This window comes from Pandoraea fibrosis (genome assembly GCF_000807775.2).
GTDB lineage: Bacteria > Pseudomonadota > Gammaproteobacteria > Burkholderiales > Burkholderiaceae > Pandoraea > Pandoraea fibrosis.
The window spans coordinates 5,051,883-5,074,740 of sequence record NZ_CP047385.1 but is presented as its reverse complement, the minus strand read 5'-3'; the positions used below and the strand labels follow the sequence as shown (position 1 = coordinate 5,074,740).

Annotated in this window: 21 protein-coding genes; 14 read left to right on the top strand and 7 right to left on the bottom strand. The window is 64.3% G+C overall.

The window, feature by feature from the left end:
• Positions 1-21 precede the first annotated feature (21 nt).
• The 3 genes from PI93_RS22355 to PI93_RS22345 all read left to right on the top strand — a co-directional run bounded on the left by PI93_RS22355 (position 22) and on the right by PI93_RS22345 (position 3,453).
• Positions 22-231, top strand: a complete 210-nt coding sequence (locus PI93_RS22355; RefSeq protein WP_039370129.1) for a dodecin — start codon at positions 22-24, stop codon at positions 229-231.
• Positions 232-397: 166 nt separating this feature from the next.
• Entirely contained in the window at positions 398-1,897 is a 1,500-nt protein-coding gene (locus tag PI93_RS22350) for an AMP nucleosidase (RefSeq protein ID WP_039370127.1), read from the top strand.
• A 179-nt stretch (positions 1,898-2,076) separates the two neighbouring features.
• Positions 2,077-3,453, top strand: a complete 1,377-nt coding sequence (locus tag PI93_RS22345) for a GntT/GntP/DsdX family permease (RefSeq protein WP_039370124.1) — start codon at positions 2,077-2,079, stop codon at positions 3,451-3,453.
• A 124-nt stretch (positions 3,454-3,577) separates the two neighbouring features.
• Here the strand turns inward: PI93_RS22345 and PI93_RS22340 are convergent, their stop codons facing one another.
• The 3 genes from PI93_RS22340 to PI93_RS22330 form a co-directional block, all read right to left on the bottom strand.
• A complete protein-coding gene (locus PI93_RS22340) occupies positions 3,578-4,831 on the bottom strand; it encodes an Hsp70 family protein (RefSeq protein ID WP_039370121.1) in 1,254 nt (417 codons plus the stop codon).
• Between the two features lie 100 nt (positions 4,832-4,931).
• On the bottom strand, positions 4,932-6,311 hold the full coding sequence (locus tag PI93_RS22335; RefSeq protein WP_080759174.1) for an MFS transporter: 1,380 nt from the start codon (positions 6,309-6,311) through the stop codon (positions 4,932-4,934).
• A 237-nt stretch (positions 6,312-6,548) separates the two neighbouring features.
• Positions 6,549-7,778: a cytochrome P450 family protein gene (locus PI93_RS22330; protein ID WP_052240639.1), complete on the bottom strand. Its 1,230-nt coding sequence runs from the start codon at positions 7,776-7,778 to the stop codon at positions 6,549-6,551.
• A gap of 205 nt (positions 7,779-7,983) precedes the next feature.
• Here PI93_RS22330 and PI93_RS22325 point away from each other — a divergent pair, with 205 nt between their 5' ends.
• Complete coding sequence (locus PI93_RS22325; protein ID WP_052240651.1) at positions 7,984-8,616, top strand: ArsR/SmtB family transcription factor; 633 nt, start codon at positions 7,984-7,986, stop codon at positions 8,614-8,616.
• A gap of 90 nt (positions 8,617-8,706) precedes the next feature.
• On the opposite strand, the gene PI93_RS22320 is transcribed toward PI93_RS22325, so the two are convergent.
• The 4 genes from PI93_RS22320 to PI93_RS22305 all read right to left on the bottom strand — a co-directional run bounded on the left by PI93_RS22320 (position 8,707) and on the right by PI93_RS22305 (position 12,667).
• On the bottom strand, positions 8,707-9,009 hold the full coding sequence (locus PI93_RS22320; protein WP_039370115.1) for a DUF4148 domain-containing protein: 303 nt from the start codon (positions 9,007-9,009) through the stop codon (positions 8,707-8,709).
• 276 nt (positions 9,010-9,285) lie between these two features.
• Positions 9,286-10,278 (bottom strand): hypothetical protein, encoded by a 993-nt coding sequence (locus tag PI93_RS22315; RefSeq protein ID WP_039370112.1) that lies wholly within the window; start codon positions 10,276-10,278, stop codon positions 9,286-9,288.
• Positions 10,279-10,590: 312 nt separating this feature from the next.
• Positions 10,591-11,454: an IclR family transcriptional regulator gene (locus PI93_RS22310; RefSeq protein WP_039370109.1), complete on the bottom strand. Its 864-nt coding sequence runs from the start codon at positions 11,452-11,454 to the stop codon at positions 10,591-10,593.
• Between the two features lie 55 nt (positions 11,455-11,509).
• The gene (locus PI93_RS22305; protein ID WP_039370106.1) at positions 11,510-12,667 is read right to left on the bottom strand and encodes an FAD-dependent monooxygenase; all 1,158 of its coding nucleotides are present in this window, start codon (positions 12,665-12,667) and stop codon (positions 11,510-11,512) included.
• A gap of 495 nt (positions 12,668-13,162) precedes the next feature.
• Here PI93_RS22305 and PI93_RS22300 point away from each other — a divergent pair, with 495 nt between their 5' ends.
• The 10 genes from PI93_RS22300 (at position 13,163) to PI93_RS22255 (ending at position 22,855) form a co-directional block, all read left to right on the top strand.
• On the top strand, positions 13,163-14,239 hold the full coding sequence (locus PI93_RS22300) for a porin (protein ID WP_039370229.1): 1,077 nt from the start codon (positions 13,163-13,165) through the stop codon (positions 14,237-14,239).
• 305 nt (positions 14,240-14,544) lie between these two features.
• Complete coding sequence (locus tag PI93_RS22295) at positions 14,545-15,414, top strand: ABC transporter ATP-binding protein (protein ID WP_144400394.1); 870 nt, start codon at positions 14,545-14,547, stop codon at positions 15,412-15,414.
• A gap of 38 nt (positions 15,415-15,452) precedes the next feature.
• On the top strand, positions 15,453-16,235 hold the full coding sequence (locus PI93_RS22290; protein ID WP_039370103.1) for an ABC transporter permease: 783 nt from the start codon (positions 15,453-15,455) through the stop codon (positions 16,233-16,235).
• 18 nt (positions 16,236-16,253) lie between these two features.
• The gene (locus PI93_RS22285) at positions 16,254-17,045 is read left to right on the top strand and encodes an SDR family oxidoreductase (RefSeq protein WP_080759170.1); all 792 of its coding nucleotides are present in this window, start codon (positions 16,254-16,256) and stop codon (positions 17,043-17,045) included.
• Between the two features lie 42 nt (positions 17,046-17,087).
• Entirely contained in the window at positions 17,088-17,645 is a 558-nt protein-coding gene (locus PI93_RS22280; protein WP_039370100.1) for a cupin domain-containing protein, read from the top strand.
• Positions 17,646-17,744: 99 nt separating this feature from the next.
• Positions 17,745-18,653 carry an alpha/beta hydrolase gene (locus PI93_RS22275; RefSeq protein ID WP_052240638.1) on the top strand — a complete coding sequence of 303 codons (909 nt, stop codon included), beginning with the start codon at positions 17,745-17,747 and terminating at the stop codon, positions 18,651-18,653.
• A 1-nt stretch (position 18,654) separates the two neighbouring features.
• Positions 18,655-19,596: an IclR family transcriptional regulator gene (locus tag PI93_RS22270; protein ID WP_080759169.1), complete on the top strand. Its 942-nt coding sequence runs from the start codon at positions 18,655-18,657 to the stop codon at positions 19,594-19,596.
• Positions 19,593-20,399 (top strand): SDR family oxidoreductase, encoded by an 807-nt coding sequence (locus PI93_RS22265; RefSeq protein WP_039370097.1) that lies wholly within the window; start codon positions 19,593-19,595, stop codon positions 20,397-20,399. The genes PI93_RS22270 and PI93_RS22265 overlap by 4 nt, the downstream gene beginning before the upstream one ends.
• Entirely contained in the window at positions 20,392-22,044 is a 1,653-nt protein-coding gene (locus PI93_RS22260; protein WP_039370096.1) for a thiamine pyrophosphate-binding protein, read from the top strand. Before PI93_RS22265 ends, PI93_RS22260 begins: the two co-directional genes overlap by 8 nt.
• A complete protein-coding gene (locus tag PI93_RS22255; RefSeq protein WP_039370094.1) occupies positions 22,037-22,855 on the top strand; it encodes an aspartate dehydrogenase in 819 nt (272 codons plus the stop codon). Before PI93_RS22260 ends, PI93_RS22255 begins: the two co-directional genes overlap by 8 nt.
• Positions 22,856-22,858 lie beyond the last annotated feature (3 nt).

Here is a 22,858-nt window from a genome sequence, read left to right as displayed (position 1 = left end):
AAACCAACCCCGGAGACTGTCATGACGAATCACGTGTACAAGCAGATCGAGCTGACCGGCTCGTCGACCAAGTCCATCGACGATGCCGTCAAATGCGCCATCGAGCGCGCGAGCAAGACGCTGCGCAATCTGAACTGGTTCGAGATCATCGAGACACGCGGCCATATCGAGAACGGCAAGGTTGCCCACTGGCAGGTCACGCTCAAGGTCGGCGTGCGTTTGGAGGACTGATGCCGGCAGACCGTCGCCTGCGGCGGTCGACGTCCCGCGCTGTCGACGCTACCCGGCGCCTCAGCCACCGGGAATTCGCGTGACGCAAGGACACCGCGGGCGTCATACAGTCGTGTCACAATAGGCGCATACTCAAGATCATGAAAAAGACTGAAGAGGTTTGCGCATGTCAGAACAAGAACCGGTCCATGCCACCCGATCGATCACGGATCCGGTGGAAGCCGTCGCTTATCTGAAGACGATTTACGACGCCAACACAGCGTATCTCCGCGCCGCTTTCGAACGTTTTTCCACACAGAAAGATCAGGCGCGGCGGGTGAGCGCGCATTACCCGTTCATTCGCATCACCACCGAAGACATTACCCAACTCGACAAACGCCTGTCATACGGCTTTGTGTCGGGGCCGGGCAGCTATCAGACGACAGTCACGCGACCGGATCTGTTCGAGAGTTACTACATCGAGCAGCTTCGGCGTCTGGCGCACAATCATGGCGTCGCTTTCGAAGTCGGTGTCTCCGACGAGCCGATTCCCGTGCATTTCGCTTATCAGGACGGCGTGTATCTCGAAGGCGATCTCGATCAGACGCACCTGCGCGCCATGCGCACGGTGTTCGACGTGCCCGATCTCGCCACGATGGACGACAGCATCGTGAACGGCACGCGCGATCCGCTGCCCGACGAGATTCTCCCGCTCGCGTTGTTCACGGCGCCGCGCGTCGACTACTCCTTGCATCGTCTGCGCCACTACACGGCGACCTCGCCCGAGAACTTCCAGAACTACGTGCTCTTCACGAACTACCAGTTCTATATCGACGAGTTCGTCGAACTGGGCCGCGAACTGATGAGTGCAAGCGACGACCCCGCAACGCGCGAGTACCGCAGTCAGTACACCGCGTTCGTGGAACCGGGCAACGTCACGCACTGGAATCAGAACATCGGTGCGCGCGAAGCGCATGGCACGCCGCCGCCGCGTTTGCCGCAGATGCCGGCTTATCACCTCGTGCGTCCGGACAACACGGGCATCACGATGGTGAACATCGGCGTGGGGCCGTCCAACGCGAAGACCATCACCGATCACATCGCCGTGCTGCGCCCGCATGCGTGGATCATGCTGGGGCACTGCGCCGGCCTGCGCAACTCGCAGCGACTGGGCGACTACTGTCTGGCACATGGCTATGTGCGTGAGGATCACGTGCTCGACGACGATCTGCCGCTGTGGGTGCCCGTGCCGCCGCTGGCGGAAGTGCAGGTTGCGCTCGAGCGCGCGGTGGCCGACGTCACGCAACTCGACGATTTCGAACTCAAGCGCGTGATGCGCACCGGCACGGTCGTCACGGTGGACAACCGCAACTGGGAGTTGCGCGATCACCGCGAGCCCGTGCAGCGCATGAGCCAGAGCCGGGCGATTGCGCTCGACATGGAAAGCGCGACCATTGCAGCGAACGGTTTCCGCTTCCGCGTGCCCTACGGCACATTGCTGTGCGTGAGCGACAAGCCGCTGCATGGCGAACTGAAGTTGCCCGGCATGGCGGACCGGTTCTATCGCGAGCGGGTCGACCAGCATCTGAAGATCGGTGTGAAGGCGATGGAGCTATTGCGCGATAACGGTCTGGATCGCCTGCACAGTCGCAAGCTGCGCAGTTTCAACGAAGTCGCGTTCCAGTAACGCGCGCTGGCGGCCGCGATGTTTCGACGACTGAAACTCGCTGCCGTCCCCCTCGCGCCCCGTGTCACGGGGCCTCGCAGCCCGTGCGTGCACGCGGCCGACACCAGTAGCACAATCCCCGCACACACCGGCCGCACGCTGCGCGCCGGTGTTCTCGTTTCTCGTCATCAAGGATCATCGTGGAGCTAGTCAACCACGTCGTGCCTTGGGCAGCGCACGACACTCGCCTTCTGCTGTCCTGTCTCGTCGGCCTCGTGGCCATCATCGTTTTCATCAGCGCCCTCAAGCTATCGCCGTTTTTGTCGATCCTGATCGGCACGTTCATCGCCGGTCTTGGTGCGGGCCTGCCGCTCGATGCGGTGGCCAGCGCGTTCAGCAAAGGGGCAGGCGGCCTGCTGGGCGACGCCGGCATGATCATCGCGCTGGGCGCCATGCTCGGGGCATTGATGGCCGACACAGGCGCGGCCGACCGGATCGTGACCGTTCTGCTCACGTTTGCCAAAGGTTCGGCGTTGCCGTGGATGATGGCGCTCGTCGCCATGATCATCGGCCTGCCGCTGTTTTTCGAAGTGGGACTGGTCATGATGGTCCCGATCATTTTCGTGATGGCGCGCCGGGCCAACACGCCGATTCTGCGCGTGGCGATACCCGCGCTTGCCGGCATGACCACGCTGCACGCCCTGGTGCCGCCGCACCCGGGGCCGCTGATCGCCGTGTCTGCGTTGCACGCGGATCTGGGCATGACGATGGGCCTTGGCCTGCTGATCGCCATTCCGGCGGTGATTCTGGCCGGGCCGTTGTACGGCATGTGGCTGGCCCCCCGTCTGCATGTCGAAGCACCGCAACAACTTGGCGACCTGTTCACCAAGCGCGACGACGATGTGGCGCCGCCCCCGTTCGCCGCTGCGTTGCTCGTGATTTTGCTCCCCGTCGTGCTGATGTTGGGCCGCACGCTGGCAAAGATCGCACTCACGCCTGAGACGCCGCTGTTCGACGCCCTTAACTTTCTGGGCGAGCCGATCATCGCGCTGGCGCTCACGGTCGTCGTCGCCATCGTCGTGCTGGGCTGGAGCCGTGGCCTGCCGCGTGCACGAGTGGGCGAGACGCTGCGTCGTGCCTTGCCGCCGATTGCCGGGCTGCTGCTCACCATCGGTGCAGGTGGCGGTCTGAAGCAGGCGCTGGTGACGGCGGGCATTGCCACGACCATCGGCAAGGTGGCCGTCGGCACGCATATGCCGCTCATCCTGCTGGCGTGGCTGATTGCGGTGGCGCTGCGTCAGGCGACAGGGTCGGCAACGGTCGCCACGACCACAACGGCGGGCATCGTCGCGCCGCTGGTGATGCACCTGCCGCCGGTGCAGGGATCGCTGATCGCGTTGGCGATTGGCGCAGGTTCGGTGTTCTTCTGCCACGTCAACGACGCAGGTTTCTGGATGGTGCGCGAGTACTTCGGACTCAAGCTCAAGGAGACGCTGTGGGTCTGGTCGGTCTTGCAGACCATCGTGTCCGTGGTGGGGTTGGCGATGACGCTGCTGCTTTGGCAGCTACTCGTCTGACCTGCCCTCCGGGCAGCAAGAAAAAAGCGCGCAGACCTTTCGGTTGCGCGCTTGTTTCGTCATGGCCGGAATGGCCGGAATGGCCGGACGTTGCCGGTCAGGCATTGGCTTCGGCGGCGAAGGCTCAGGAAAACACGCGTTTGGCGTGAATGCCCAGACCCAGTGCCACGCTGGCCAGGCGATCGCCATAGACCGGCGTGGCTTTCGGGAAGGCGGCACACATCGCGTCGGACAGGCAGCGCAGTCCGGTCGAGCCACCGGTAAAATAGAGCGCATCGACGTCTTCGGCGCGCAGTCCTGCCAGTGCCGCCGTGTGCACGGCGCCTGCCGTGATGCTGGCGATTTCATCGCTGACCGCTTCGACCAGTCCTGCTTCCGAGAACGCAACGGCCAGCTCGCGTTCGATGACGGACAGATCGATGCTTGTCTCGCCGCCCGCCGACACTTCGATCTTGGCGTCTTCCGCAAGACCGACGAGTGCGTGGCCGAGGCGTTGCTCGACGGTGCGCATGAGGCGACGATGATGCGCCGGATCGGCGTACAGATGTGCGGTGAGGGCCAGTTCACCGACGCGCTTCGGCGTATAGACGGTGTTGATCAGATGCCACGTCGCGAGATCGAAATAGATCCGGTTGGGCACTTCCTTGCCGTCCGGACCGAGCGCCTTGTAGCCGAGTTCGCGCAGGATCGTGGCCAGCTCGATGCGCCGGTCGAAGTCCGTGCCGGCGATATGCACGCCATGGTGAGCGAGCACGTCGCCCTTGCGCTCCAGATGGCGGGCGCGTTCGGGGCCGACGCGCACGAGCGAGAAGTCCGAGGTGCCGCCGCCGATGTCGACGACCAGCACCTGCTGCTCGCTGGTGAGGCGCGACTCGTAATCGAAAGCGGCGGCGATCGGTTCGAACTGGAAGTGGACGTCCTGAAAACCCACGTCGCGCGCGCTTTGTTCGAGCGAGCGTTGCGCAGCGGCGTCGGCGCGCGGATCGTCGTCGACGAAAAACACCGGGCGGCCCATGACCACCTGACGCAGATCGCCGCCATCGGCCTTGAGCGCGTGTGTGCGCAGATGTCGCAGGAAGGTGGCGATGATGTCGATGTAGCGCATCGCCGAGCCGTTGCCGAGGTCGGTGGTGCTTTCGATCAGGGAGGAGCCGAGCAGACTTTTGAGCGAGCGCATCAGGCGCCCGTCGTAGCCATCGATGTAATCGGAGACGGCTTGGCGGCCAAATGAGGCACGGCCGCCTTCGTCAGCATTGAAAAATACGGCGGTCGGCAGCGTGCCGTAGCCGGATTCCAGTTCGACCAGACGCATGGCCGCGCCGTCTTGCACGGCGACGGCAGAATTCGAAGTGCCGAAATCGATAGCGCAAAAACTCATGGCGTTTGCGGCCCGCGCAGGCGAGCCGTAAAAGGTCGGCAGTGTAGCACGGCCGGGCGGGCGGCCGGGTGAACCCGTTGGAATCGCCTGCGCGCGATTCTCATCCGTGCGACGATTTCGCGCCCGGCTGCGCGGACGGCAACGTGCGCAGACTGCTCACCACGGCGGCCACCGCGGCGAACGCAGCGGCGACATAGAGCGACGCCCGCGTGCCGAAGCCTTCCGGCGAGACGCTGAAAACCAGCGCGACGAGCGCGGCGCCGGTTGTCTGTCCGGTCAGGCGTGCGGTGCCCAGCATGCCGCTGGCGCCGCCACTGCGATGTGCCGGGGCGGACATGAGCATCGCGTAGTTGTTGGGCGACTGGAACAGACCGAAGCCGAATCCGCACAGCGCCATGCGCCAGACGATATCGATCTGATTCGGGTGGGCCGGCAGCAGGCCGAGCGCGAGCAGCCCGAGAGCGAAGGCGGCCAGACCGATCGCGCCCAGCAGTCCCGGCTTGTAATGCTCGAGCAGGCGTCCGGCCAGCGGCGCGACGACAACGATGGTGAGCGGCCACGCTGTCATCAGCAACCCGGTCTGAACATGGTCGAAGCCGAGCGTGTCCTGAAGGAAGAAGGGCAGCGAGACGAAGGCGAGCATTTGCGCGCAGAACGACGCCATCGAGGTGCAGATCGACAATCCGAAAATCGGAATGCGCAGCAAGTCGACAGGCAGCAACGGGACGGGCTGGGTACGTTGGCGCCGCACGAAGACCGTGCCGATGACGACGGCAGCCACGAGTTCGACGGCCACGAGCCAGCGATCTTGCCCGTGCCCGAACGAGTCGATCCCGGAGATGAGCAGGCCGAAGGTGAGCGCACTCAGCACGGCGCCGACCCAGTCGAACGGATGCGAGGCACGCGCGGTATCGGGGAGTGAGCGCACGGCGATGGCAAAGGCAATGATGCCGAGCGGCACGTTGATGGCGAAGAGCCATGGCCAGTGCGCGATGGACAACACCCCGGCGGCAATCGTCGGACCGGCGGCGGAGGAGACGGCAACGATGAGCGAGTTGAGCGCGACGCCGCGGCCGAGCCAGCGTGACGGGTAGATCGCCTTCACCAGTGCGGTATTCACGCTCATGATGCCGGCCGCGCCAAAGCCCTGGGCCACGCGTGCGAGGGTCAGGGTGACGAGCGAGTCCGAGAGGGCGCAGGCCAGCGACGCGAGCGTGAAGAGCGCGAGGCCGACGCTGTAGACGCGGCGATAGCCGACGATCTCGCCCAGCGCAGCCAGCGGCAGCAAGGAAATCGTGATGGCCAGTTGGTAAGCGTTGACGATCCAGATCGACGTGGCCGGGCTGGCGTTCAGATCGCGCGCGATCGTGGGCAGCGCAACGTTGGCAATGGCGCCATCGAGGACTGAGAGCGAAATGGCGAGCATGACGGTCGCAACGGCCCAGACCCGGGCGGGCATGGGCATGCCGTCAGTGTGTATGTCGGACATGAGAGCAGTGCAAGGCGAAGCGGTCGCGCGCGAGAACGTCGGGCGTCAAACGTTGTTACTCAGATGCGCGAAAGGAAACCGCTATCGTGCCCGAAATCCCCGGCGTCGGACGTCATGGCCCGCAAAGCCTTGTGCTTATTGGGTTCTGGGTTGCCATGGGTTGTTTCGCCTGATGGAATTGTTGTTCTTTTAGGTAAAACAATGGCAGCAAAGACGAGCGATACATGGTCAGAGGTGTGCCGCGTCGGCATGGAATCGGGCGATACGCACATTGCCGAGCGGATGATAGGCGGTGCCATTGGCCGTCGACACCAGATCGACGGTATTGTCGAGAATCGTCTGCACGCCGACGGCCGCTATCGTGCTGGCAGGTGTCTGTCCCGGGCAGGCGTGTGCGTGGCGTCCGAAGGTCCATGCCGTGTCGTCGGATGAGGCGCCCGCAGGACCTGCGGCAAGCACGACAAGGATCTGATCGCCGCGCGCCAGCGTTCGCTCGCAGATGACGACGGGGGCGTGGACGAATCGTCGTGTGTTTTGCACCGGCGGATCGAGGCGGATCACCTCGCCGACAGCGGCGATGGCGACGCTCAGGTTGGCCGGAACCGCCGTCCGCCCGGTAGCCGCGCACGAGGGTGACGGTGAGGCGTGGCGCGCAAGCCTGCGCAGGCTGTTGGCGACGAGCCCTGCACAGGCGTCATGCGCTTGCGTAAAGAGGCCGACGACGTTAGCCGTCAGTGCGTCGTAGTCGATGGCGTCGTCGGATAGGGCGCTTCGGGCGGTGCCGTGCAGCCAGGTATCCGAGCCGACTTCCCCGTCGAGCCAATGTGTCGCGCGGCGGCGCAGTGCGGCTGCTGAGTTGTGCCCGCATGTCAGCACGTCGGCGCGGGGCGAGGGTTTGGCCGACTCCGCCATCGCAGCGACCAGCTTTCGCACGTTGTCATAAACGTCCGTCCACTGCGACGAGGGGACACCTAGCCATGCGGCGAGGGCGTAAATCGGTTGACGGAAAACGAAGTCGTCCAGGCGTGCGGTGAGGCCTTCGCCGCACGCGAGGTAGGCGTCCGCAAACGCGGCCTGACTGGCTTCGTGCAGTTTCGCGAGGGTGGCGCGTTCGGTGCGTAATGCGGCGAGGCGTGTCTTGAGCCACGGCTTCATCGCGGCGTGCGCCGCCCCGTCGTTCATGCGGACGAGCGCGCCGAACCAGTCACCGGCGGCGCCGTCGGTCAGGGCGTGGGGCACCGTCGCCCCGGCGGGACGAACGCCACATGTCGGGTGGCGCAGGACAGCCGCCAACGCTTCCGGCCCGGCGGCGACCCACATGCCGAGAGAGGCGTCGAAGTCGAACGGACGCCGTTCGGCGAGCGATGCGTAGTACGGATACGGATTCGGGTGAACGACGGCAGCCAAAGGGTTGGCTGGAGGCGCGACGGTATGGAGGGCGACGTTGGCAGCGAGCATGGCGGCGTGTTTTCGTGAAGGACTCAATGGTGCCCATCTTCACGCATTCCCTGACCGGCATGTTTCATGACGCGATGAAGTGTTGATCGCATTCCGACGCCTATACTGCGCTCATATTCTTCACGGGAGTCTATCTGTGGACATCGCAAGAGATCATGCCCCCAGTGTCAGCTCGCTGGCGGCGCTGCTCGCCGATGCCAGCCGTATGACCATGCTGTGGGCGTTGATGGACGGCTCGGCGCGGCCGGCCGGCGAACTGGCGCTGGTGGCCGGGCTTTCGCCGTCGAGCGCCAGCGGGCATCTGGCGCGTCTCGTCGATGGCGGTGTGCTGGCGCAGGAAGCGCGCGGGCGTCATCGCTATTTCCGCATTGCCACGCCCGAGACGGCAGCGGCCATCGAAGCGCTGGCCAGCGCCGTGCTGGCGACCCGAGAGTTGCGCCCGCGTCCCGTGCCGGTCAGCCGAACCACGCCTGTCCCACTGCGCCATGCGCGCACCTGTTACGACCATCTGGCCGGCGAGATCGCCGTCGACCTGTTTGAGCGGATGCGCGCACATCGCTGGCTTCGGATCGACGGCAGCGACGTGGCGCTCACGGATGCCGGGGTGAGCGGCCTCACGGCCCTCGGCGTCGATCTGAGTTCCGCCCGCGCCCGCCGCAGGCGCTTCGCCTGCACCTGCCCCGACTGGAGCGAGCGCAAACCTCATCTTGGCGGTGCACTGGGGGCGGCGCTGCTCAGCACATGCCTGCACGCCAAGTGGCTCGAACCCACGCGCGAGCCCCGTGCCTTACGTGTCACGCCGTTGGGCGAGCGCCAGTTCTCCGCCATCGCGGTCTGAACTTGGGCGGCGAGTATTTTCGTCGCCCAAAAAGAAACACCCCGCGGAAATACGCGGGGTGTGGCGCAGCAGTTGCGAGCGATCAGGCGCTTAACTGCCTGCGTAAGTCGAATTGATCAACGCGGTCGAGCCTTGCACACGTTCGGCGATTGGCTTGCCGTAGGTCTTCAACGCGGGGTACTGGCTATCGGTTTGCGTGAGCGTGCCTTGCGCGTCGATCAGTTGCTGACGAACCTCGGCACGCGGTACGGCGAGTTTTTCGCTATACACGCTCGATTGCCAGAACAGGTTTTCGTCAGGGTAACCGTTGCCGCCCGTGCCGGCGAATGCTGCCGGGGCCGCTGCCACAGCCAGGGTCGCGGCGATCATCAGATGGGAAAGTGTGCGGGTCATGTTGATTCTCCTGTCATTGCTTTTCTGGTGGTCGGCCGGCTCACTTGAGTGCCCGGCACCGCCTACGCCTCTAAGGTAGGACGACCACGTCGCAGGAGAAACCGCATGCGGCGAAACAATCAATTGCGAATATCGAATGGCCTCGAAAGCCTCATGAAATAAGGGTTTCAAGGCATCCGAATACTTCGTTGGATGTTGAATCCTGACTCTAATGAAGATGTTAATAAAAAGGACTGCGACAGGATGCCGCAGTCCTCGATTGTCGTGCGTGGATGTTCAGAACCTGTAGCCGATACCACCGAGAAAGATATCGCTGTCGCGGTCGTAACCGGTCACCACGCGGTTCCATGACAGGCGGGCGACCCAGTGATCGGAAAACCGATAGGCGGCGCTCATCGTAAGCAAGCCGGCCACGATGTTTTGCGCGCCATCCGCCAGGCGATTCTCCTTGTACTTGTTCCATGTGACGTAGGGCCCAAAGCCGAGGCCAAGGCTGAAGCGACTGTCGAAGAAGTCGTTCTTGATCCACGCCTGCGCGGCAATGCCCTGACGGTTGCCGAGATTGCTGTGACCTTCGTTGATGAGCGAGACCGTGCCGTCGAAGAAGCGGCCGAAGCCGTGCCGGTATTCGATGGCCTCGGCGGCGGCATTCTGTGAGTCCAGGCTGTTGACGACGGACAGGCCGGCCATCACGGAGAGCACGTCGCCGGTCGGCATCGCTTGCGAATTGGCGCCGGTGAGCGGACCGGCCGACGCCGGTTTGTCGAGTTGATAGCCCACGCCAAGCAGATAGGTCACGGAGTTGATGCTCGACGGCGACTGGACATAATTCGCGCGCGCCTGAACATACCAGCGGCTTTGGAAGTACCACGTTGCCGCGACCGAGAACATCGCGCCCCAGCCGTGATCGTCCTGGTAAAGTTTGCCGCGACTGGCGGCGACGGTGTCGTAGTAGCGGTAAGGGCCCACGCCCGCCGCGACATCCAGGCGCCGGTCGAAGAAGGGCTGATGGGCCCAGAACTGCACGGCAAAGCCGTCACGGTGATGATCGGGTACATGCCCTTCGTTCAGCCATGTGAAGCTGGTGGAGAAATGTTCCGTGATCGCCTGCTTGTATTCGAAACCCCAGGCGTAAGTGTGCGCATTGTCATCGTTGCGTGCGTTCATGCCGCCTGCGAAGACGGTGGCCTCCTGTGCTTGGGCAAAGGCTGAGATGCCAAAAAGAATGCCGGCTGCTGCCGTGCGTAACCACCATGGATTGATTTTCATTCGGGCCGTTGCCGTGAGTGAGTGGGTTCGTTGTCGCAGACCACACACATGTCCTACGCCACGATGTCGCGCGCAGACGCGCTTGAGCAGATGCTATCGTAGCAGTCCGTTTTTTGCCGCGAGGCGTTGTGTCTTGCGCGGGCGCATTACCGAAGATTACGGTCTCGGTAACGCGTATCGTATGGGACACCGAAACGCCGGGTCAACCGAGACGGCAGGGCGAGGCTCGTGAAAGTCTTCGAAAGGCGGGGCTAGCGACAAGCGAGCGAAACACCGCTCGTCGTGCACGGCCGGCGGGCATTCTCTGTGTGTTTACAGACGTCCGGCCGCCGCGAGGAAAGCTGGCGCATCTGCCAGTAATACGGCGAGATCGGCGGCACCGGATTTGACCGCAGCGGCGGTTCGCTCGCGCGCTACCGCATCGGTGCCGACCAGCGAGCGCGGACCTGCCACACTGAGTGCGGCCAGCGGCCTGCCACGCGCATCGAGCGCGGCGGCCGCGCAGGCATCGATGCCCGCTTCGAAGCCGTCCTGACTCCAGGCGCATCCGGCTTCGCGGTCGCGCGCCAGTTGGGCATCGAGCGCCGCATACGTGCGTGCGCTTTGTGCCGTGGCAGCGGCGAGCGGTTCCGGGCCGAGCAGCACACGGCGACGCTCGGGACTCAGATGGGCCAGCAACGAGCGGCCCGGCGCCGTCAGATGCGCGGTGACACGGCTGCCCGCGCGAATATTGCTGACGAGCGGCAACGCCGGGGTCTCGCACAGTAAATAGCGAACTTGCGCACCGTCGAGCACCGTCAGATAGCTCGACAAACCGGTCTCGCTTGTCACACGTGTCAGCACGCGTCGTGCTGTGGCGAGGTGATCCTCGCCGGCGAGTGCGCTGGCCGCGAGCGTCAGAAAACCCAGCCCGAGGCGATGCCCGCCGTGCGGCAACGGTTCCAGTACCCCCTCGAATTGCAGCGTCTCGATCAGACGCATGACCGTCACACGATTCACGCCGATACGGCGACCGACTTCGCTCATGTTGGCCGTCGATCCGCCGTCTGCCACGAAGCGCAGTAGTTTGAGCGCGCGCATGACCGGCGTGACAAGGCCGGCTTGCGTAGCGTCGGGGGACTCGTGAATGTCGGTCTTGTCGGTAGCGATTTCGGCGCGTTGCGAGGCTTTGGTCATGCGTTCGATTCCATTCGTCGGGCAAAGGCGGCGGCGCGCTGCCCGGAGGCGAGCATCAGGCCGCGAGCGGGACTTGCCATGCGTCGTATTCGTAGACCCAATCGGCATTGCCGCCTTCCTTGAGCCACTGATTGCCGCGCGAGCCGATTTGCACACGCGCCGTGCGCTCGCGCCGCGAGGCTTCGTAGCGCGTCAGCGCTGCGCACAGGGCAGCGGCATCGGCGTTCGGACCCACAGCGCCCAGGTGGCGAGACAGTACCACAGCATCTTCGATCGCCATGCCGGCGCCTTGCGCCATGAACGGCATCATCGGATGGCTCGCGTCGCCGAGCAACGAGACACGATCGCGAGACCATTGCGGCAACGGATCTCGCACATAAAGGGCGGACTTGAGCACGCTGTCGCAAGCGTCGAGGAGGGCGCGCGCCTCGGGGTGATAGTCGGCATACATGGCGCGCAACTCATGCACGTCGCCCGGCGCGGTCCACGATTCGAGCGTCCAGCTATCCTGGGGTGTGGTGGCGAAGACGAAAATGTCGCGACCGAGATTGAGCGGGAATGTCACGATCTGGCTTGACGGATTCGGCCCCCACCATTTCGTGAACGCACCGAGATTCGACACGCCCTCGAGCTTGTGCGCCGGCACGACCGCCCGATAAGCCACCACTCCCGTGAACTCGGGCGACTCCGGCCCGAACAGGCCGGTACGCACCACGGAGTGAATGCCGTCTGCGCCAATCAGCACGTCAACCTCGTCATGCGAGCCGTCCGCGAACGTCAGGCGAATAGGCCCGGTCTGCGTGTCCTGCGGCGCGTCGAACGACACGAGCTTCTTGCCCAGCGAAATTGCGTCGGCGGGCACGGCTTGCTCCAGCGCTTGCAGCAGATCGGCGCGATGCATCGTGAGTTGCGGCGCCCCGTATTTCGTCTGTGCGGTTTGCGCCATCTCGAGGCGCGAGGTCTCCTCTCCCGAATCCCATGTGCGGCTGATGCGATGGCTCGGTTGTGCAGCGGTCTTGCGCAACGCGTCGCCGACACCGAGGCCGTCGAGCGCGCGCACGGCGTTGGGCGTCAGATTGATGTCTGCGCCGACGCGGGCGAACTGCGAGGCCTGCTCATACACACGCACACGAAACCCTGCGCGAATCAGACCGATGGCAGCGGCCAGACCGCCGATGCCGGCACCGTTGATGCCGATGAGAGGAGCTTGCATGGGGACATCCTTTGACAAAAGAGACGACGAATCAGAAAAAATAAAACGTTCAAATATGAACATGATGTTCAAATATTATTGTTTTTGATTCGTTCGATCGCAAGAGGTCATCGGGTAAATCCGGAGCAGACGGTATCGCGCAAAGCGGCGAGCGCCGTGGACTTCCGGCAACGCGCACGGGACGAACGGTGCCGAAAGAACTCCATGCACACAGTGGAATGACGACCCAACATGCGCGCGATAGCACGCCAATTTCTCTTCATCAATTCGTGCATCTCCGCTGCGGGACTCGCACGTCACCTGGCCTAAGCTCTGCTCTGTTGGTTTCATAAGTAATCCAACGTTTCACAGGTGGAACGTCGAAAAAGACAGGTGCGCGAGGGGTGTGACCGGTTTGGGTCGCCGTGCACCGGAGGCGGCGTCTTCACCGTTCTCGAATCATCGAACGACAGGAGTACACAGATGAAGCGGTTTCCGATGGGGCGGATCCCGGGCATGACGGTGCTGGCGGCGGCAACGCTGTTGGCGGCTGGCGTGCCGGTCGCAGCGCAGGCGCAGAGCAACGTCACGATCTACGGCAGCATGGATGCGGGCGTGGCATACGTGAACAACCAGAGCGGCAGCGCGAACTGGATCGCGCAGCAGGGCGGCACGCAGCCGGATCGCTGGGGCCTGCGCGGTGTGGAAGATCTCGGCGGCGGCAATCGCGCCATCTTCCTGTTGGAAAACGGCTTCTCCACGCTGACGGGCAACACGATCAAAGCGGGCGCGATGTTTAACCGTCAGTCGTGGCTGGGTCTCCAGTCGGACAAGATGGGCACGCTCACCATCGGCCACATGACCACGTTCAACTTCGACTGGCTGGGCCCGATGAGCACGGCCTATCTGGGCATGAACTGGTACATGTTCCACCCGGGCAATCTCGACGAACTCGCCAACACGTCCGTCGTGCAGGTCGACAACTCGGTGCGCTACGTCACGCCTGACTTCGCCGGTTTCAAGGCGGGCGCCATGATTTCCCTGGGCAACAACACGAACTTCGCCAATGGGCGCAAGTGGAGCGTGGCGGCCAATTACACCAACGGCGGCTTCAAGGCGTCGGCGGTGTACTCGAACGAAAACAACCGCACGCCGAACGTCGCCGTGCTCGGCGGCGCCACGTTCCAGGGCCAGCCGGTCGGTACCTATGCGGCTTCGAATGTCGAGAACATGGGCGCCGGTGTGTCGTATGGCTTCGGGCCGTGGCTGCTGCACGCCCTGTACACGCGCGTAAAACTCCAGTCGCCCGGCTTCAGCGACACCTACCAGTCGTTCGACGGCGGCGCGAACTATGCCACGAGCGTGGCGAACACGATCACCTTCGGCGCGGCCACGACCAACATGTCCGGCAAACGCTGGACGCAGGTGAGCCTGGGCGACGTCTATGCGTTCTCCAAGCGCACGCAGGTGTACGTGAGCGGGGTCTACCAACATGCGAGCGGCAATGGTGCCGTGACGGCGATCAACACCATCGGCGCGTCGTCGACCGCCAACCAGGTCGTCATCATGTCGGGCGTGCATCACTCGTTCTGACGTCGCGCATTTCGAGATTCACCCAGTGGTCTCACTTCACACGCCGGCCGGCTCCCGCTTGCCGGCGTTTTTTTCGTCCGGAAACGGCGCTCGTCGGCCGGCTTCCGCATGAATTCGGGTTTCCCCTAGTCAAAAAACAATTTTGACTACGCGCGTCACTCCCTATAATTGATCCATAAGTAAATCAACGTTTCACATATGAAACGAAAGACGCAAGCGAAGGACAGGCTGGCAGGCCATGCAGGCGAAGTGAAGCGGCAGGCTGCCCGAGGCAAGTTGAACATCCAGAAACACGGTGGTTTCCCATGCTCAGGTCGATTCAATTGAAGGACGCGAACGTCGCCGAGGCGTATGCCGACGCGCGTCAGGCGCAGCCGGTGGCGGCACCCCTGCCGTTCGCCATCGAATACCGCGGCGTCACGCGTCGGTTCAAAAATCGCCAGGGCAAGGGCGAAATGACGGCCGTCTCGAACGTGTCCATCGGCATCAAGGCCGGTGAGTTCGTTTCGCTGATCGGCCCGAGCGGCTGCGGCAAGAGCACATTGCTCAACATGGGCGCCGGTCTGTACGCGCCCAGCGAGGGTCAGGTCACGCTCACCGGCAAGCCAGTGCGCGGTCCGTCTCAGCAAGTCGCCTTCATGCTGCAGAAAGACTTGCTCATGCCGTGGCGCTCGATCCAGAAGAACGTCGAGCTCGGCATGCAGATTCGTGGGCGCAGCAAGGCTGAGCGTGCGGAAGTCGCGAAGACGCTGCTTGCGCGTTGTCATCTGAAGGGCTTCGAAAACCACTACCCGCACCAACTGTCGGGCGGCATGCGCCAGCGAGCCGCGCTCGCGCGCACGCTCGCCGTCGAGCCGGACGTGCTGCTCATGGACGAGCCATTCTCGGCGCTCGATGCGCAGACCAAGATGGTGCTCCAGCAAGACCTCGCGCAGATGCTCGCCGCCGAAGGCAAAACCGCGCTGATGATTACCCACGATCTCGCAGAAGCGATCGCGCTGTCGGATCGCGTGTTCGTGATGAGCGAACGCCCGGGCACGATCATCGAAGAAATTACGGTCGATCTGCCGCATCGCGACAACCCCATCGAGCGTCGCAAGCAGGCGGGCATGAACGAATACGTGGCCCATCTGATGGAACTGCTCAAGGTCGGCCGCGACGACCACCTGGGCTGATCCCGGCTCCCGACACTGCAAGACACTGGAATCCCGCTATGAAATCCCTTTCCAAAACGCAACTGACCGCCGGCAGCTTCGTGTTGCTGCTGATCTTCGCGGCCGTGTGGCAATGGGGCCCGACGGCGTTTGGCGTGCCCGAATTCGTGTTGCCCAAGCTGTCGTCGACCCTGATCGAAGGCGTGCGCATGTTCCAAGTCGAGAACCTCTGGCTGCACATCGGCGTGACGGCGCTCGAAGTGATCGCAGGCTTCGTGATCGGTTCGGCGCTGGGCGTGTTGATCGGCGTGATCCTCGGCTTGTCGCCGTCGACCGAAGCGATGCTCTCGCCGTACATCCTCGCCTTGCAGATCGCGCCGAAAGTCGCATTCGCGCCGCTGTTCGTGATGTGGATGGGCTACACCATCTACCCGAAGATTCTGGTTGCCGTGCTGATCGTCTTCTTCCCCGTGATGATCAACGTGCTCGGCGCCGTGCGCTCCGTCGATCCCGACATGGTCAATCTGGTGCGCGCCCTGTGCGGCCGTCGCTGGCAGATCTTCCGCTTCGTTGAATTTCCTTCGGCCATGCAGGCGCTCTTCGCCGGTTTGCGCATTGCGTCGACGCTGGCCGTGATCGGCGTGACCGTGGGCGAACTGGTCGGCGGCGACCGGGGGCTGGGCTATCTGCTGGTGTACGGCGAAGGCCAGGGCAATACCGCGATGGTGTTCGTCGCCATCGCCGGGCTCACCGTCATCGGTATCGCGGCTTACGCCGCCGTGGTCTGGTTAGAGCGCCGCGCACTGCATTACGTGCCGCGCGCTTCCATGAACATTGCCTGAGCGCCGGGGACGTCCATCGTGAACGAATTGCCTATCCTCCCGCTCGACGCCAACTCGCTGGCGCCGCTCGACGGCAAGAAGCTGCTGATCACGGGCGGTGCACGTGGTCTGGGCGAAGGGTTCGTGCGTGCCGCTGTCGCACGCGGCGCGCAGGTGACGATTGCCGACATCGCCGCTCCGGCGGGCGAGGGGCTCGCGGCCGAATTGCAAGGGGCCGGACACGCCGTGTCGTTTGTGCGTCTCGATCTTTGCGACCCCGCGTCGGTGGACGCGGCAGCGAAAGCCGCCGCCGACCGGATGGGCGGCATCGACGGACTGGTCAACAACGGTGCGATCACCAACTCGGGCGGCAAGCTCGCCGCCGAACTGAGCATCGAGACGTGGGACGCGGTCATGAACGTGAACGTGCGCGGCACCTGGCTCATGACGATGGCCGCGCTGCCTTTCCTGCGCGCTTCCGGTCAGGGGCGCGTCGTGAACATCGCGTCGGACACGGCGCTGTGGGGTGCCCCGCGCCTGCTCGCCTACACCGCCAGCAAGGGCGCGGTGATGTCGATGACCCGCTCGCTTGCGCGCGAACTCGGTCCCGACGGCATCACCGTGAACGCCATCGCGCCGGGGCTCGTCGAGGTCGAGGCCACGGCCTACGTGCCGGCTGAGCGTCATCGCCACTATCTGGAGGGGCGTGCATTGCCGCGCGCTCAGGTGCCCGACGACGTGATCGGGCCGGTGCTGTTCCTGCTCTCCGATGCATCCCGTTTCGTGACCGGGCAAGTGCTGCCGGTCAACGGCGGTTTCGTCATGCCCTGACGAGCCACCCCTCATTCGCAACGCCTTCAAGGAGTGACAAACATGGCGCAAGCCGAAGCTAAAAACACCGCGACGCCGCAGGCCGTCGAAAGCTGGACGCAGGCCGAAGGCCAGACATTCGGCGACTGGCTGGACACGCGCGTGGCGCGTTTCTCCACGCGCAAGTACGACTGGGACGCGCTCAAGTTCCAGGCCGATTACGACCCGAAGTACCGCCGTGCGCAAATGCGCTATGTCGGCACGGGCGGCACCGGCGTGGCCAAAGACGTCAATACCGTGCCCGCCGGTCACTTCACGTTCTCCACGATGGTGATTCCGGCCGGCAACATCGGCCCGAGCCACATCCACATGGACGTCGAAGAAATCTTCTTCGTGATGCGCGGAAAGATGAAGGTGATCTGCGAGCGCGATGGCGAGACGTGGGAAGCCATTCTCGGTGAGCGCGACCTGATCTCGGTGCCGCCGGGCGTGTATCGCACGGAAATCAACATTGGCGACGAAGACGCGCTCATGTGCGTGATGCTTGGCTCGCAAAAGCCGGTCACGCCGACGTATCCGCCCGATTCGCCGCTCGCGAAGATCAAGCGCGAACAGAAGTAAGCCTCCGGGGGATCCGCCCCGGAAAGTCCGGTGATGGGCTTGTCTTTGGCAAGTGCGGCACCGGCAGGAATTCACGAAGCCAGACGTTCAGTCCAGACCATGCAAGCCGAAGCCTTTCCGTCCGAAGTGCCAGACGATGCCACCGTCGCCCCGTTGTGCGAGCGTCTGAATGCCTTCCCGTACCACACCCTCGCCACGCGCACGGGCACTGTCGGCTATCGCTGCTCGGGCGCACGCACAGCGGGCGGCATGCCGGTCGTGATGTTGCACGGGATTGGATCGGGGGCCGCTTCATGGCTGGCGCAGTTCGAAGCCACCGGGCTCGACGCCTCGCTGTATGCGTGGGACGCCCCCGGCTATGGACAGACGTCGAATGTCGCCGACGCCGAACCGCATGCCGACGTCTACGCCAACGCCCTCGAAGCCTGGCTCGATGCCCTCGGGCTTGAGCGCGTGGCGCTCGTGGGCCACTCGCTGGGCGCGATCATGGCGACGACGTTCGCGAGCCGCGCACCGCAACGCGTGCGCGGACTCTTTCTATGCTCGCCGGCCGGCGGTTACGGCAAGGCCGACCCTGACGTGCGGGTGAGCAAACGCGATAGCCGTCTGGCGATGCTCGACAAGCTTGGCCCCGCAGGCATGGCCCGCGAACGTAGCGACAACCTCGTCGCACCGGGCGCCGCAGACCTGGCGCGTGCGTGGGTGAAGTGGAACATGGCGCGCGTGCAACCGGCCGGTTACCGTCAGGCCACGCATCTGCTCTCGAACGGCGACGTGGCCGGCGAGTTGACGCAATACGTGGCGGCGAACGCGGGGCCGGTCGCCGTGGCAGTGGGGGCGCAGGATGCGATCACGCCGCCTGCGGCCTGCCAGACGATTGCCGACGTGGCCGGCGTGCCGCTGCAAATCATAGAAGGCGCGGGACACGCGTCGTATATCGAAACCCCCGACGTTCTGAATGCCGCGCTTGCCGCGTGGCTCGAACGCATCGCGGCAGGAGAGCGTTGACATGGCACCGGCAACCCCGAAGCGCGCAATGGCAGTGGCCGACGCGCAGATCGAAGACGACTCGCCGAGCCTTCAGGGCGCCCAGACCGAGGGCGAGGATCTCGCCGAAGGTTCGACGTCCGAGACTCGCTATCTCGTGCCGGGTCTGGAGCGTGGTTTGCGCATTCTCACGCAGTTCTCCCCGCGTGAGGCCGTATTCAGTGCACCGGAGTTGTCGCAACGCCTCGGCATTCCGCGCACGACCGTTTTCCGCTTGTTGCAGACGCTCGAAGCGATGGGCTTTCTTGAGCGTGCAGGTAGCGAGAAGAATTTCCGTCTGGGCGTGGCGGTGCTGCGTCTGGGCTTCGAATACCTCAGTTCGCTGGAGCTGACCGATCTGGGGATTCCGATCATCGAACGGTTGCGCGACGCCACCCAACTGACCTCGCACATCGTGATCCGCGACGGACGCGACATCGTGTTCGTGGCCAAGGCGCAAAGCGTCGCCGGCGTGTTCAACTCGATCAAGGTCAACGTGGGTACGCGTTTGCCAGCCCATGCCACGGTGCACGGTCACGTGTTGATGGGTGACCTGACGCTGACCGAGCTGCGCGCGCTGTATCCGGAAAAGACGCTCGAGAAATACACGCCGCAGACGCCCGAGACGCTTGCGGAATTGTTCGAACGTGTGCGCGAAGACGCCGAGCGCGGCTATGCGGTGTCGGCATCCTCGTTCGAGCGCGGCATCAGTGTCGTGAGCGCGCCGGTGCGCAACGACGCGGGCCGCATCTGCGCGGCGATCACCGTCACCATTCCGCGCGCCAACATCGATTCGTCAATGCTCGATGCGGGGCTGATCGGCCAGGTACGCGAGGCGGCCGACGCGCTGTCGCACCGTCTGAATTACCGACCCGGCAGCGACAGCCAACCTACCCCCTACATGAAGTCACTGGGATTGAAATGATCAAGATCGACCTCACCCGGCGCGCAGCGCTGGTCACTGGCGGTACGTCCGGCATCGGCCTTGCCACTGCCGAACGTCTGCTCGAAGCGGGCGCCGCTGTCGCGATTTGCGGCCGCAACCCGGAGCGTCTCGCGCAGGCCGAGGCGACTTTGCGCGAGCGTCATCCCGAAGCGCGCCTCATTGCCGCGCAATGCGACGTGCTCGACGCGAACGAGGTAAGTGCGCTGGCCGAGCGCATTCGCCGCGAGTTCGGCCGTCTCGACATGCTGGTGAACAACGCCGGGCAGGGCCGCGTCTCGACGTTCGCCGACACGACCGACGAGGCGTGGCGCGAAGAGTTGGAGCTGAAGTACTTCAGCGTGATTCGCACCACGCGTGCCTGCCTGCCGATGCTGCGCGAGGCGGCGCGCGAGACGGGCGACGCCGCTATCGTCTGCGTCAACTCGTTGCTTGCGCTCCAGCCCGAGCCGCACATGGTGGCGACTTCTTCGGCGCGCGCGGGGATTCAGAACCTCGTGCGCTCGATGGCCGGCGAATTCGCGCCCGACGGCGTGCGTGTCAATTCCATTCTGATCGGGCTGGTCGAGTCGGGCCAGTGGCGTCGACGCTTCGCCGAGCAGGGCGAAGGCAAGACGTGGGAGGAATGGACCGGCGCTCTCGCGCAGAAGAAGCAAATCCAGTTGCAACGTCTGGGCAAGCCTGAAGAGGCGGCCGCAGCGATCTTTTTCCTGGCGAGCCCGCAATCGTCCTACACGACGGGCAGCCATATCGATGTTTCCGGAGGCTTGGCAAGACATGTCTAACAAAACCACCGTCGGCGAAGTCATCGCGGCGTTTCTCGAACAGTGCGGTGTGCAGACCGCATTCGGCGTGATCTCGATTCACAACATGCCGATTCTCGACGCCATCGCGCGCCGCGAAAAGATCCGCTATGTCGGCGCACGCGGCGAAGCCGGCGCACTGAACATGGCCGACGGCCTCGCTCGCGTGTCGGGCGGTCTCGGCGTGGCGTTCACGAGCACGGGCACCGCCGCCGGTAATGCGGCCGGTGCGATGGTCGAAGCGCTCACCGCGGGCACGCCTGTGCTGCACATCACCGGGCAGATCGAGACCGAATTCCTCGACCGCGATCTCGCGTATATCCACGAAGCGCCGGATCAGCTCAGCATGCTGAACTCGATCTCGAAGGCCGCGTACCGCGTGCGCTGCGTCGACACGGCACTCTCGACCGTGCGCGAAGCGGTGCGTGCGGCGCTCACGGCGCCGACCGGCCCGGTGAGCGTGGAGATTCCGATCGACATTCAGGCGGCGGAAATCGAATGGCCGACCGATCTGGCGGCACCGCACATTTCGGTGCCGACGCACGACGACGCCCGCGTGGCCGAACTGGCCGACAAGCTGGCTGCGGCCCATCGCCCGCTGCTGTGGCTGGGCGGCGGTGCGCGTGGCGCCGAGGCTGCCGTCAAGCGTCTGGTCGACATGGGCTTTGGCGTTGTGACCAGCGTGCAAGGTCGCGGCATCGTGCCGGAGGATCATGCGGCCACCCTCGGCGCGTTCAATATTCACCCCACGGTCGAGAAGTTCTACAAGACGTGCGACGCCGTGCTCGTGGTCGGCTCTCGTCTGCGCGGTAACGAGACGCTCAAGTACAAGCTGGGGCTTCCGCGCCCGCTGTATCGTGTCGACGCCGATGGTCTGGCGGACGGCCGGGGCTATCGCAACGACCTGTTCGTGCAAGGCGACGCCGCACGCGTGCTGAACGCGCTGGCCGATCGCTTGCAAGGCCGTCTCTCGGTCGATCCGGCGTTCCACGCCGACCTTGCCGCCGCACGCGATGCAGCCGTGAAACAGGTGGCAGAAGGTCTTGGGCCTTACCGTCAACTGGTCGCAGCGCTGCAAGGCGCGCTGGGCCGCGACTTCAACTGGGTGCGCGACGTCACGATCTCGAACAGCACGTGGGGCAACCGACTGCTGAAGATCTTCTCGCCGCGCGCAGGCGTGCACGCGTTGGGCGGCGGCATCGGTCAAGGCATGCAGATGGGCATCGGCGCGGCGCTTGCAGGCAACGCGAAGAAGACCGTGGCCCTGTGCGGCGATGGTGGCCTGATGGTCAACGTGGGCGAACTCGCGACCGCCGTGCAGGAAAAGGCACCGGTCGTGATTCTGCTGATGAACGACCAATGCTATGGCGTGATTCGCAACATTCAGGACGCGCAGTACGGCGGCCGCCGTCACTACGTGCAACTGCACCAACCGGATTTCGCCGCGTTCTGCGCGAGCCTGCAACTCAAGCACGAGCGTATTACGGCCATCGATCAGGCGGAAGGCGCCGTGGCTCGCGCCTTCGCGCACGACGGCCCGGTGCTGCTCGAAGTCGACATGCTGTCGGTCGGCAGCTTCGCCTCGCACTTTGCCGGCCCGCCGGTCCGGGAGCCCGTGAATGCATGAAGTGAATCACCGTCGCGTTGATGTCGCACTGATTGGTTTCGGTGCTATCGGCTCGAAAGTCTACGAAGCCTGTGCCAGCGACCCGTACCTTCGCGTGGGCCATGTGATCGTGCCGGAAGACGCTGCCGAGCGCGTTCGCGGCAGCGTGCGCGCCGATACCGAGGTCGTGTCGTCGGCGCAAGCGCTTTCCACCCGTCCTGACTTCGTGCTCGAGTGCGCGGGTCACAGCGCGCTGTCGGGCCACGTCGTTGCGCTGCTCAGGTCCGGTATCGACTGCGCGGTGGCCTCGATCGGCGCGCTGTCCGACACCGAGCTGCTCGCCGCATTGGAACAAGCCGCCAAGGATGGCGCGTCCACCGTCACGCTGCTCTCCGGCGCCATCGGTGGCATCGACGCGATTTCCGCTGCGCGCGAAGGCGGTCTGGACGAAGTGCTTTACACCGGACGCAAGCCGCCGTTGGGGTGGCAGGGTACGCCGGCCGAACAGGTCTGCGATCTGGCCACGCTGAGCACCGCGACCGTGATTTTCGAAGGCAGCGCCCGCGACGCGGCGCGTCTGTATCCGAAGAATGCGAATGTTGCGGCCACCGTGGCGATCGCCGGTCTTGGCCTCGACGCGACGCGCGTGCGTTTGATCGCCGATCCGGCGACCACACGCAATGTGCACCACATCGCTGCGCGTGGCGCGTTCGGCGAAATGTCGCTGGAGATGTGCGGCAAGCCCTTGCCTGACAACCCCAAGACGTCGGCACTGACCGCCTATTCCGCCATTCGTGCGCTGCGCAATCGCGTTGCGAACTGTGTGATCTAGCAG